Source organism: Pseudomonas sp. S2_E02 (assembly GCF_054668355.1).
Genome location: NZ_CP162761.1, coordinates 3,889,744 through 3,902,313, shown reverse-complemented (window position 1 = coordinate 3,902,313; position 12,570 = coordinate 3,889,744). Strand labels below are relative to the sequence as shown.

The 12,570-nt window shown below is 54.4% G+C and carries 11 protein-coding genes and 1 pseudogene; 3 read left to right on the top strand and 9 right to left on the bottom strand.

All coding sequences use genetic code 11. From position 1 onward, the window contains the following. Positions 1-7: 7 nt before the first annotated feature. The 3 genes from AB4O01_RS17580 to AB4O01_RS17570 all read right to left on the bottom strand — a co-directional run bounded on the left by AB4O01_RS17580 (position 8) and on the right by AB4O01_RS17570 (position 3,181). On the bottom strand, positions 8-802 hold the full coding sequence (locus AB4O01_RS17580; RefSeq protein WP_460089106.1) for a carbon-nitrogen hydrolase family protein: 795 nt from the start codon (positions 800-802) through the stop codon (positions 8-10). 12 nt (positions 803-814) lie between these two features. Then, positions 815-2,497 carry a flavin monoamine oxidase family protein gene (locus AB4O01_RS17575; RefSeq protein ID WP_093429957.1) on the bottom strand — a complete coding sequence of 561 codons (1,683 nt, stop codon included), beginning with the start codon at positions 2,495-2,497 and terminating at the stop codon, positions 815-817. 222 nt (positions 2,498-2,719) lie between these two features. Beyond that, positions 2,720-3,181 carry an Lrp/AsnC family transcriptional regulator gene (locus tag AB4O01_RS17570; protein ID WP_093429958.1) on the bottom strand — a complete coding sequence of 154 codons (462 nt, stop codon included), beginning with the start codon at positions 3,179-3,181 and terminating at the stop codon, positions 2,720-2,722. A 1,238-nt stretch (positions 3,182-4,419) separates the two neighbouring features. On the opposite strand from AB4O01_RS17570, the gene AB4O01_RS17565 reads away from it, so the two are divergent. The 3 genes from AB4O01_RS17565 to AB4O01_RS17555 all read left to right on the top strand — a co-directional run bounded on the left by AB4O01_RS17565 (position 4,420) and on the right by AB4O01_RS17555 (position 7,570). After that, positions 4,420-5,991 (top strand): hypothetical protein, encoded by a 1,572-nt coding sequence (locus AB4O01_RS17565; protein ID WP_460089105.1) that lies wholly within the window; start codon positions 4,420-4,422, stop codon positions 5,989-5,991. Positions 5,992-6,052: 61 nt separating this feature from the next. Beyond that, a complete protein-coding gene (locus AB4O01_RS17560) occupies positions 6,053-6,919 on the top strand; it encodes a DNA adenine methylase (RefSeq protein WP_460089104.1) in 867 nt (288 codons plus the stop codon). Positions 6,920-7,282: 363 nt separating this feature from the next. Further along, positions 7,283-7,570, top strand: coding sequence for a hypothetical protein (locus AB4O01_RS17555; RefSeq protein ID WP_346609423.1), 288 nt, complete (start codon positions 7,283-7,285; stop codon positions 7,568-7,570). A 315-nt stretch (positions 7,571-7,885) separates the two neighbouring features. Here AB4O01_RS17555 and AB4O01_RS17550 read toward each other — a convergent pair whose 3' ends face one another. From AB4O01_RS17550 to AB4O01_RS17525, 6 genes and pseudogenes are all read right to left on the bottom strand, one after another. After that, a complete protein-coding gene (locus tag AB4O01_RS17550; RefSeq protein WP_346609422.1) occupies positions 7,886-8,803 on the bottom strand; it encodes a CAAX protease in 918 nt (305 codons plus the stop codon). Positions 8,804-9,151: 348 nt separating this feature from the next. Beyond that, a complete protein-coding gene (locus AB4O01_RS17545) occupies positions 9,152-10,384 on the bottom strand; it encodes an RES family NAD+ phosphorylase (RefSeq protein ID WP_460089103.1) in 1,233 nt (410 codons plus the stop codon). Positions 10,385-10,460: 76 nt separating this feature from the next. Continuing rightward, positions 10,461-11,006, bottom strand: a pseudogene (locus AB4O01_RS17540) (DeoR/GlpR family DNA-binding transcription regulator). Positions 11,007-11,197: 191 nt separating this feature from the next. Next, complete coding sequence (locus AB4O01_RS17535) at positions 11,198-11,587, bottom strand: hypothetical protein (RefSeq protein ID WP_460089102.1); 390 nt, start codon at positions 11,585-11,587, stop codon at positions 11,198-11,200. A 2-nt stretch (positions 11,588-11,589) separates the two neighbouring features. Next, entirely contained in the window at positions 11,590-12,060 is a 471-nt protein-coding gene (locus tag AB4O01_RS17530; protein ID WP_460089101.1) for a hypothetical protein, read from the bottom strand. A 42-nt stretch (positions 12,061-12,102) separates the two neighbouring features. Then, positions 12,103-12,498, bottom strand: coding sequence for a DUF6957 family protein (locus AB4O01_RS17525; protein WP_346609421.1), 396 nt, complete (start codon positions 12,496-12,498; stop codon positions 12,103-12,105). Between the last annotated feature and the right edge of the window lie 72 nt (positions 12,499-12,570).

The following is a 12,570-nucleotide window of genomic DNA, read 5'->3' as shown; positions in this document are numbered from 1 at the left end:
TAGCGGATTAGCGCTTGTTCAGCGCGCCGTAAAGCTCCGGGCGGCGGTCGCTGAGGTAGCGATTGGCCGCGCGGGAATCGACCATCAACTGCCGATCCAGTTCGCCGACGATCAACGCTTCGTCCAGACCGGCCTGAGCAATACGGCTGCCGTCAGGCGCGGCGATGCTGCTTTGCCCGCAATAATGGATATCGCCTTCATGGCCGCAGTAGTTGGCGTAGGCCACGTAGCATTGGTTTTCGAAGGCGCGGGCGCGTACGGAGACATCGGCGATAAAATCGAACGGAATCATGTTCGCCGTCGGCACCAGAATCAGCTCGGCGCCGTCGAGGGCCAGGCGTCGGGCGTTTTCCGGGAATTCCAGGTCGTAGCAGATCAGGAAACCGAGTTTCCAGCCGTTCAGTTCAACCACCGGAAAATCGCCTTCGCCGGGGCTGAACATCGAGCGATCAAGGTCACCGAACAGGTGCGTCTTGCGGTAATTGCACAGGCGCTCACCGTTGGCGTCTATCAACTGCACGGCGTTGTAGATCTGCCCGTCCGCCGTGCGCTCGGGGTAACCGTAGAGAATCGCCAAACCGGCCGACTTGGCAATGCGGCCGATCTGCTGCGCCCATTCCCCGTTGTAGACCTCGGCCAGGGTGCTGACCGCTTCGGCGCCAATGTTGTAGCCGGTCATGAACATCTCCGGCAGCACCAGCAGATCGGCGCCTTTGGCCTCCATCGCCACTTGATGCAGGCGTTGCAGGTTGGCGGCGGGGTCCAGGGGCAGCGGTGGACATTGGTAAAGGGCTACACGCATCAGGGATTCCTCTTACTCGGGCAGGGCGATAGGGCCGATGTCTTTGAACACATCACCCGGGCCCGGGTTCGCTTTATGTGTCGAACCGCCGAAATGCTTCATGATCCCCCACACCGCGTTGAGCGATGTCTGCACTGCGCCTTCAACCCACGCCGGTGTCCACGACACATCGTCGCCAGCGATGAAAATCCCGCGCTGCTCGGCGGGCATCTCGTCCTGCATGAAGTGCGCGTACATGCGCTGGTTGTAGCGATAGTGGCCGGGCAGGGCGCCCTTGAACGCACCGAGAAAGTACGGATCGGCTTCCCACGATACGGTGATCGGATCGCCGATGATGCGCGCGGCGATGTCGACTTTCGGGTAGATCTTTTTCAGCGCGTTCAACGCCAGCTCAACGCGTTTTTCCACCGGGTGCGGAAGCATCTTCAAGGCGTCGCTCATCCACGAGTACGACAGGCAGATCACCCCCGGTTTGTCGTCGCCGTTGTCGAACAGATAAGTGCCGCGGGTCAGGCGATCGGTGAGGGTCATGCTCATCAGGTCGCGGCCGGTTTCCGGGTCTTTGTCTTTCCAGAATGGCCGGTCGACCATCACGAAAGTCTTCGACGATTGCATATAGCGGGTGCGGTCGAGGGCCATCCACATCTTCTGCGAGAACAGGGTTTCGTCGCATTCGATCTGGGTGGTCAGCAGCCAGCTCTGGCAAGTGGTCAGCACAGCGGTGTATTCGCGAGTGTCGCCATTATTGTCGGTGACCGCGAAACGGCCATCGGGCGCGTGAGCGATTTTCTTCACCCCCGAGCGTGGCGCACCACGGTGCAGGGATTTCAGGCTGGTGCCTTCCGGCCAGTGCACGCAACGCTCCGGCACATGCCGCCAGATGCCTTGTGGGACTTGCTCGACGCCACCGACCACCAGGTGCTGGTGATCGTCGCAGTTGGTCATCACCACGCGGAAGATTTCCAGCATCGAGTTGGGGAAGTCGGAATCCCAGCCGCCGGTGCCGAAACCGACCTGCCCGAACACTTCGCGGTGATGGAACGACAGTTTGGCGAAGGCTTCGGAGGTGGCGACGAAGTCGTAGAACGTTCGGTCGTCCCACAACGGCACCAGGGTATTCCAAAGTTCTTTCAGGCGCGGCACATCGCGATCGCGGATGGCTTGCTGGATATCGGCAAACTGCGAGCCGGCTTCCAGTGCGTCCGCCCAGGCGTCAGCCACTTCCTGAAACAGTGCAGGAAGATCCGCCAGTTTTTGTGCGTAATGGGTTTTGCCTTCCAGGTCGATCACGGTGCTGCCGGAAGCCGGCGTCAGCGGGTTCGGGAAAGGTTTGGTTTCCAGGCCGAGCTTGTCGACGTAGTGATAGAACGCGGTGGAGGACACCGGAAAACGCATGCCACCCAGTTCCGCGACGATGCCGTCAGTGCCGTTGAACGCTTGCGAGCGCAGACGCCCGCCGAGCTTCGAAGCCTCGTAGACCACCGGTTTCAGGCCGAGCTTCATCAGCTCGTAAGCCGCTACCAGGCCGGCGATGCCAGCGCCGACGATCGCCACTTCAGCGCCATGATGATGTTCAGGAATAGTGCCGAGACCGGCCGGGTGCTCGATCCAGTCGTCGAACGCGAACGGAAAGTCCGGGCCGAAAATGGTGACTGGTTTCTTACCGTCTGCAGGATGGCGATTGTTCTTGTTCATGGCTGACCTTGCTGGCGACCCGACGCAGGATGCGCGTCTGAGTATAGGAAAAGATGCCTGCCATTCTAGGGAGCGTAGAACACGTTAATAAGACGCAAAGTGTCGTCGTTTTGCCAGTTAGCAGATCAATATGACGATCAAAGACTGCATATGGACCAAAGTTTAGGAGGGGCCTGCTCGCGAAGAGGCCCTGAAATCCAGCCGAGAAGCCCGATCAAGACCTTAAACCGGCTGCCCCCGATCAATCTTGCTGCTCAAGATGATCGAAGTCGTGGTCTTCTCGACCCCATCTACACTCCCGATCTGATCCAGCAACTGGTCCAGCTGCTCCGGCGAATCGGTGCGCAACCACGCCACATAATCAAACTCGCCACTCACCGCACACAACTGCTGCACCTGCGCCATCGCACTCAGGCGGCGCAACACCTCTTTTCCGGAACGCGGCTGCACCTTGATCCCGACGTACGCCTGCAACCCGCCATCGACCACGCGCTGACCCAGGCGCACGCCATAACCGGTAATCACTTTGGCCTTTTCCAACCGCGCCAAGCGTGAAGTCACGGTGGTGCGCGCGATGCCCAACTGCCGGGCGAGCATGGCCACGCTTTCGCGGGCGTTGATCTGCAGGGCGGCAATCAACTGGCGGTCGATTTCATCAAGCACGGGCGTGCGGGTGTCGGGCAAGGGGGCGGCTCCATGGGTGTGGGGGCGGTGAGTACGCATGTTACAGACACTGTCAGCAACACGCTTGCAGGCGATGTTTGAATTGTTCACCCAAGAATCGATGCCATCGTTGCGCTGAAACAATACATCGGATATTTGATTTGACTTGGTTGGCCTATTTATCAAGAATGCCAGCAAGAGTGCGAAATCCGCTGCCTTGCAGGGCATTAGTGGACGTAGGTACCTCAGCGATGCTGCAACATCGGTGTAAGGTGAGACCTCTTCATCCCATTTCCTGAGGATGCAAATATCAGGATTCAAATATTAAGGGCAGCCAGATGGCTGCCCTTTTCTTTGTCTTCAGAGATCGGGTAAGGCGAGGTCGATCCAGGTTTGCTGGTCGGCTGCTTCCTTTATCAGTGGCGCAGCATTCACGAGCATGAAATCGATCCTGGACGGGCGGAGGCGTCCGGAGATTACTCGTCTGGAGAAACGGTCAACAACGCGCGGAGAGGGGAGAAAACCTAGTTTGGGAACATTCCTACAGATCTTGCGGTTGTATTCCTAACAATGCCCTTCGTACATTGCGCTCGCCAAGACGTCGAACCCTAATCCATCGCCCAAGAAAAAGCCGCGCATTTAGCGCGGCTTTCAATTTGGTGGGCCCACACGGACTTGAACCGTTATGTGGTATGTAAAGTGTCCGTTCGTGTACTGTCCGTCCGGTCATATCCCCGGTCAAATGCCCGTGAAATCTGGTGATTGTTTCCGTTTGACGATCATTTGGCCATAGCTAATTAAATACAACTCTGGTGTTGTATTTGGATGGCTCGTCACAATGCGCCCACCTCGCGTTGTGCTAGGGAACATCTAAATCACCGTGCAGCGTTCACCTCAGACGAGCTCATTGCGGAAAATCCCTGAAGCCTCATCGGAGCTCGTGGTCGCCGGTCTGCTCAACGGTAATTTCGGGCGGAAGCGGCGATGAGCGACATGCGCCATCGCTTCATTGAAGGCTGCAGGGTTTTCCAAATCGCACCGTAATTTCACTGAAATTGGCATTATTTGGGCGCACCTTTCTACTCCTTTCCTTTTAATCTCAATGCTAAATGTTACCAACTTGGAGGGGGAAATCGGTGTACACCGCTCCTGCGTCGCCGCCAGCTACAAAGGGCGGCTAGACCAAGAAACGGCGACCCTCCTATGCCCGCGCTTTGTATTATCATTGCGCCAGCACCGAATCGCCGAATGGATAATTTATGAAAATTGACGCAATGATGCGGGATATACGCGTTATCTCCCTGGATCAAATTAAGCTCGACCAGGAGAACGTGCGATTCGGCAACGATGTCGCCCAGAATCAGCGTGAAGCGATCAAGCTGATGCTCTCCAATCCGGAGGAGGCCAAGAAAATTCTTCGCCTGGCCGAACATATTGTTGAAAACGGTCTCGACCCTACAGAGCTGCAGCTTGTAACACCGGACGAAGACGGCAACTTTATAGTCCTTGAAGGGAATCGCCGGCTCACAGCCCTTAAGCTCCTTCAGCGTCCCGACCTTTGTCCTGCAGATCGCGGCTATAAAGGCTTTCTGAAAGCCCATCATAATTTGACGGATGGGGTGCCTGAAAGCCTGCAATGCAGCGTAGTGCCTACCCGCGCTGACGGGGATGTATGGATTGAGCTAAAGCATACGGGTGAGAATCGGGGGGCAGGACGGGTTGGCTGGGACAGTGACATTCGAGACGAGCGCCGAGCACGCCAGACTGGCATTGAATCTATTGGCCGCCAGATCAGAAACCTGATCGTTGACAACCAGCACATCTTCACGAACAAGGCGGCTCTGGACGTCTTCGAGATCGACGTAACGACCCTTACGCGGATCTTCTCGTCTACGCTCGGGCAGAATACCTTCCGGTTAAAAGTCGAAAATAAAACCCTGACACCACAGCTGCCACTCGATCAGATTGCGCCCGCTCTGGAGTTCATGCTCGATATGTTTGTATCCCATGGATACAACGTGAACGACGTGCGTAAGTATGAGAACCAAGTAGTTACCCTTGGGCATATTCCACCTGAAATACTTCCCGACAGTTTGGCTGAAGCCGCAAAGGTAAAGGTCAGACCGGCTCAGCCGGACACGACGAATGGTGGGGGCACAGTGGGCGGTCACAGCGCTGGCGGCAACGGTGACTCTGGCGATGAAAAAGGTACTAACGCGCAGCCAGGTGGTGGCAACGGCACTCGACCAGGTGTAGCCAGTGGCCCTCAATCGGGCGGGACTAAGCCGGGCAAGCCGGACGGCACCGAAAATATAAAACCTGAACCTCCAGCTTCTCCGGGAATTCGCGCAAAACCACAAGCACGAGCGAGGAAATATTTGACCCCTTGGTCGCTGAAGATTTCCAACTCGCGTATCAATGCAATATATAACGAGCTTAGAGCAGTCCTGCGAGTTGATGAGTGCCCTAACGCAGTTGCAATAACTTTTCGCGTGTTTATTGAAACAACTTGCGATGAATACGCGAGAATGCAGAAGGATGCAGGTAAAACAGTTTTGCGTTGGGACACTAACAATGAACTTCGCGGCGGAGGAAACGGTGACAAGTTGGTCATGAAGGTTCAGTCGGTGGTTAAACATCTGGAAGCCGAAAAGAAAATAGCGGCCCCAGCGGCAAAGGCCATTTTCAAGCGTGCCAGCTCCTATGACCAGCCAGGATCGGTAGATCACTTCAACCTGTTCGTGCACGGGACTCATAGCGCCCCCCTACCATCCGAGCTGAAGGATATTGCGGAAGAATACCAGCCTATGCTTGAAGCCATCTGGCGCTAAGCATTGGAAAATGCCCTAGCATGTGTTCTCATGGACAGCTTGACGAGCTGGGATAAGATTCATGGGCGCTTCTAGGGTATTTTCTACACCGCTACGCTACCCTGGTGGCAAGGGAAAATTTGCTCACTTCATAAAGCAAGTGTTTGAAGTGAATGGCTTACATGATGGTCATTATGCAGAACCCTATGCAGGCGGAGCTGGTGTTGCTCTGGAACTCATGTTTCACGAGTATGCCTCAGTTATACATATCAATGACCTAGATCCGGCTATCTACGCGTTCTGGCATTCGGTAGTCCATCATACAGATGATATCAGCAAGGCTATCGTTGACACGCCTGTCACCATGGAAAACTGGCATAGATTTAAGGCCATACTTGATAATCCAGAAGATTGTTCAGTTGTGGATCTTGCCATGGCCACCTTCTTCCTAAATCGCACTAATCGCTCGGGCATCTTGAAAGCCGGCGTTATTGGTGGGAAAGAGCAAGCAGGAAAGTGGAAGTTGGATGTTCGCTTCAATAAGCCCGAACTTATTAAGCGTATAGAACTAATCGGCAAGTACAAGAATCGAATCAAAATTTACAATGAAGATGCTCTTGGCTTCATTAATAATATAATCCCAGCTCTTCCAAAGAAATCCCTCACCTATCTCGATCCTCCCTATTACATCAAGGGATCTGGTTTGTATCGAAACTTCTACGTACACGACGATCACGTACAGATCGCTAACGCGCTTGGCAACATCGACAAGCCTTGGATCGTCTCGTATGACAACGTGAGCGAGATAAAAGAGATATACGCCAACTACCGGCAGGACGAGTATTTCTTGAGCTATACAGCCCAACAAAAAAAGAAAGGTTCTGAAGTTATGATCTATGGGCCAACTATTTTAGCACCTGAAAGTGGCTTGAGCCGGAAGGTATCGTAGACCAAGTCGCCTATGCCTTCGAGATGCCTTTTAGCGCTGATGCCACATCAGTTTTCCACGCGGACGACGAACCGACCTTTAAATACCCCGGTCATAGGCAAGTCAGCCGGGACGTGCGACCCACTACTCTGACCCTTAAGATGCCAGGCACGGTTTCACCTCATCCCCAATCGACCTCACAAGACCAACTCCTAGCAGCAATCTGAAGCGTGCTAGCAAGAAGCCACCAACCCCGTGACACTACGCCAAAGCTGAGGCACGATTAGCTCGCCCAAGCACCATCGTGCTCGCCTATCAGGCGGGGCTTTGGAACGCACGGAGCGCTAAATTCCACATCAGCTGCATCACGCAAATGGAGTTCACATGGCTGTAACACTGACAAAATCGAACCTTCAAACCGATGTCTATACCTACACTTGGACTCGAGATGAGGGCGATTCGCCTTATGCTGGCATTAAAGATCGTCGACAGGTAGACAAGGATGAAGGCTACGAAGTCCTGTATTTCCTGGAAAAGCTTATGAACAAGCACGGCAAGGAGAAGCTTGTAGAGTTACACGCTGCCGAAAATGCACTTCATAGCGAGGATCTGAGTAAGGTTACCGACCGGACGGAGCTCACCGAGCAAGTCGAAGAAATTCTGGGTTGGTAAACAGAGCTGCCTCTTCGCACGGGCATGCCTAATGCCTACGCATGTCGCATCTTGATGGCTAATCTCGCTGTATTCGCTGTGGGCTTGCCCCCTTTGGGGTATGGCTGTCGTAAACCAAACCCTGGCTTAGCCAGGGTTTGGCCCTCCAGGCTTTCATCCGCAAGCCTCTGGCCCATCTTGGGCCGGCGCGCTCCGCTTGCAGTTTTGTGCACAAGCGCTATCACTCATCGCTCAATGAACACGCCCGCTCGTTTCCTATAGACCTGAAACAACTGATCCCAGAGTGCTGAAATGATCCTCTGGTAGCGCAAGCATTCAGACTGGGTGAAGGGCATAAACCTGTTTACGCTTTCCATAAACCGCGATTTGGAGCACTTCGTTGCCGGCGCTCGCGGCCTCCGCAACCTTGATGAGCTTGACCATGCTGTTGACCGTGTTGGTCTTGCACTGATACTTGAACCGCTCGATCTCAGCTACAGAACAGGCACGATAGGCGGTACGGATCACACCGCTTTTCTCAAGTAGGTCGATTTTCTCTGGCGAAATCCAGGAAATCAGCTCAGTGATCTTCCTGATTTTCTCGTGCAGGTGAGTCACCGCCTGCTGCTCATTAGTGACACCGAAACGCTTCCAAGCGGGCTCGTGATGAAACACGCGATTACGGAAGTTCCGGACAAGTGAGACGCGATCTTTGCAGAGAAGCAGCATGTTAGCGCTAGTAGGCCACGTCCCTCTGAACACCAGACCAAGATTCTTTGGCCAAATTAGATTGTTCCCCATGTACTCGTTCTCCAGGATGAACTCCCAGGTCGAGAACTCGGTTTTGGAGACGATTTCATGATGGTCTGGTACGCCCTTGAACGGCTTTCCAGTGCGTTTAGATCGCTCTTTCTGGGCCGCATTGAAGGCCGAGGAAAAATTCCTGGCCAGGTGCTCCACTGGGTAAGGGCCTTGGGCAATGCCAGGAGTGAAGCTCTTATACTGCAGCACTCCCTTCTTCCACCAGAACTTGCCAAGATCGGCAGTCAGAGCTGCATCGATTGCGTTTCTGAGGGTAACCTCTGCTGCGCTGAGGAGAGGATAAAGGGCAGAACAAACGTGCGAGTTCCACAGGTAGGCCCCCACTAGCTCAGCATCATTGCTGGTCGAAAATACCTTGCTGTAGCTGGCGATTCGGTGGGAGCTAATGAGCTCGTCGATCAACTGGGGTCTATACTGGATGGTGTGCGGCATGCTCGGCTTCCTTTCGGCGAGGCGCCTATATAGATTGTGGTTGACATGGGTGTCAACCACTCGTAGGATTGGAGTCACAGGTTGGCACTGAGCTCCAATGAGCGAAAGCTTACGACTCTTTGCAAAGACCACGAAACACCCGCCCCGGCCTAGAGCCGGGGTTTTCGTTTCTGGGCATAGCACCCACCCTCTCCCTGACAATCCAATCCTCTCTGCCAACCTAAATGGTCGAAGCTTCCAGAGGCTATTGGGTCTTGGCTATGCCGCCTTTGGGTACCTATCCTAACGGCTCGCGGCTCAGACCAACACACCCCCGCTAGCGCTTCAGAAAGCGCTAGCGGTACCGTGTTAGGGCAGCGCCTCGGTCTGATAGGTCACACCCTTCACCAAGTGAACTGAAACGTTCTCCGGCGATGTACCCAGACTGAACTCTGGCATCTGATCAGGATGGCGTATTTGAGCGGATGTGGTCTTGTCGAACAGTACGTAGTTGATTCCGCCATCACTGCGCTGGACAGAACGAAAAGCGATTCCATCAAATCCATGGGCTGAGTAGCGAATGCATTCAGCGAGCGCTTGGGTCATTACGTAATCCGTATCGCTTGCTCTAACAGGCCGTGCGATCAAATCATGCAGATAGCCCAGGAGCAGCCTTCTGTCGGCTCTATTACTGAAGCTTGGGCTGAACAGGCTGAGAGGGGAATGCTCAAGAGTCCTGAGTGCCGTGAAGTCGAAGAACTTAAGGTTTTCTGTGGATACAAATTCTGCAACGACGACCTGATCTCCAATTGACGGTCGCACCTCGGCAATACAGGTCTGAGAGTCTCCCGCGACGTACATCAATGGAATTCCCGCTGCACTCATCCGATTGTTAGCAGCACGCTCTCTCGGCGGCGCACCTAATTCCTTTTCCGGATCACCCTGAAAGCGTATGACCTCACTCAAGTTCTGCGCGACACGGGCACGATAGAACAAGGAGCCTGCTGGAACCATTTTGACCGCTGACGGCAGCTCGCTAAGCTTATCCTTTCTCGATCCCATTGCTTCGTGGATCAGCGAGTTGAAAAACACTTTGGCTTTATCGTTGAAGAATCGCTGACCGTGGGTCAGCTCATAAGAAACTGCGTGCCAATCGCCTTCGGCCCACCATCGTTCGTGCTCTTCAGAGTCAAATTTGCTCGGTGCCAGGCTGTACTCTTGCCCTGGGGAGTAGAATTCATCCTCGTCGACTTCGTGATCAACCAGCAGCTCAGCTATCGCGGAGCACACAGCATCAGACTCGCATCTGATCGCCTTGCCTACGATTGTTGGCAGGCTCATTTCGTAGCCTGGATGGAGCCCATAGTCGACGATAAAGTATTCCTGGAGGCGGCCTCGAATTATTGAGGCAATCTCGACCGGCGTCTGCGCCTCTTCGACAACCTTCCCGCAACCGCTGCATGTGCGAGGTTTCACAAGTCCTGTGGCGAGGTTCCTGATCCAATCATCTTGTACGCACGAAGTGCATACGAACATGGAGTTCTCATTTTCCATGCCGAGCCAGATCTCACTCAGAATCTTATCGGTACTGCTGGGAGCCATTGTTCCTGCCTCTCAAAGGGAGCGAATGATTAGCTCAGGTGGCAGAGTTGAGCCGTTGCCGTAATCATTTCCAGTTTCAGCGAGATGTCCATTCAATTCGAGTAGCTGCCGGGACTTCATGCACCTCAACCTGTGCCTCAGCCAGCGGCTTGGCGAGCTCCCCTACGGGCTTTCTATCGATGATCAATCGATCAATCCGCTCGAGAGCGAAAACCTGAAACAAAGCGCGCTTGCCCATCTTCGAAGAGTCCGCGATGACTGTAAGGTATCGCGTGCGAGCGATCATTGCCCTGGTGATCTCTGGCTCTTCTATTCAGAAGTCGAAAGCGCCGTCCGCACTCAACGCACCGATGGTCACAACAGCGTGCTCGGCGTTGAAACGAGCGATCTGCTGCATTGCCAAAGCCCCCGTGTTCTGAGCCGACTCAGGACGGTATTCTCCTCCGATCATGGATACCCGGTTGCCACTTCCCCCCATGCTCTCGGTAATCATGAGGGAGTTCGTAATCACCGTTATCCAGCTGAACTTGGCCAGCTCCCGAGCAAAAAATAGAGTCGTAGTACCGGTATCAATGAGGATGCTGTCCACTAAGGGGTAGAGACCTGCCGCGTAACGGGCCATCATCCGTTTTTCGGCAGAGAACTCGTTCATCCGGGTCTGGAGCGCGTTTTCATGTTCGCCACGAGGCGGCAGGATGGCCGCAGGCGTGAGAATTTAAGCCCGTTAGGGCCAAGACCCGCAACAGTGGGGCTTGGTTCACGACAGCCGGCCCTCGAAGAGGGCACGCCCGCCCAACAACAATTATCATGACTCTACTGGAGGCGATCAGGCGTTGGCATATACCTATCACCCGCAATACGCATGAACTCACGCAGGCTACGGCGCCCGACGTCCCGCCTGAACGTCGCAATGACGTACTTCGAGTTGACCGTATTGATCACCCAAAACCTACCTTCCTTCGTAACGGACTGAATGTCCGATGTCCGAATCAGCCTACCATCTGCAAATCGTTGGTACGGCCCAGGGCAAATGTGACTGAACACCACGCCAACGGCACTGCACGCATGAATATGGACATTCACCAGGTAGGCCGTGACCAGCCCGTCGTAGTCTTGATTCACTGCTTTGGCTATGCGAAGGAGGTCTAAGTCCGAGTAGCGCTTTTCGTGTAAATCGACTGCAACAGTATTGATGTTTTCCATGGCTACACAGCCTCCGACGCTGAGGCTACGTCAGTGGTCTCAGAGCGGCGCCGATATAGCACCCTGACCCCAACCAAGGCATCGACATCCAGGTCGCGTTGATGGGTATTGACGTACACATCACCACTCTCGACCTGCAGAACACAGATTGGCACTTCTGCCTGATTGAACCCCATGGACAAGGAGGTCAGCTTTTCCATTTTCCAGCTCGAACCTTTGTTCATCCAGGCTGGGGTGACTACCTGGACTTCCTGAATGACCATGCTTTCGTCTTGGGAGATCAGTAGCTCCACGAGGCGAGGCTCATCGCTGACCATCTCCTCATAAGCCATGAATCTTTCATCGTGCCGGCGCTTGAGACTGACGTGATACCAATGCGTTGCGAGAGATCGTGACACGGCGTGAAAGTGAGCGAGACCGTCCCCAAACATTCCCACCGGGCCAGCCTGGTCTTGCATGCTAATCCTGAACATCATGTATCTCGTTTGAATCAGGCCCGCTCAGCGCACCTGCAATTAACATAAGCCGAATATTGTCTTCAGCGAGGCCTTCATCTCGCGTCCCTGACCCACCAGCACATAGATCGTGTTTCGCGTCTCGAACAGGCAAACGCCATCGAATGATTTGCATAGGGTCGAGCGCACCCACCCTCCAGGTGGGAACCGTCCGTGCCCGTCGTAGATGACGCAATGCGAGTACATGAACATCGGCTCAAGGCCTGTTGCACGAACTCGGGCAAGCGACTCAGCAGGTTCGTCCACGTGGAGGATGAGCCAATCTTCGACTGTGCAGTACACCTTGCGGGGAAAGCGCTCAGCCACTAATGCCTCTATCTCGGCAGGCGACAGCGACGTACCAGCTGAGGAAGCCTGGCCATCCTGCAGCAGTTCGTGCTCAGGATAATTTCCCATAAATTGATGATCCTCATGGCGATAAGAAGAATTCAGAGCGAGTCACGGGGGGTAGCCACCCCATGGCAAATC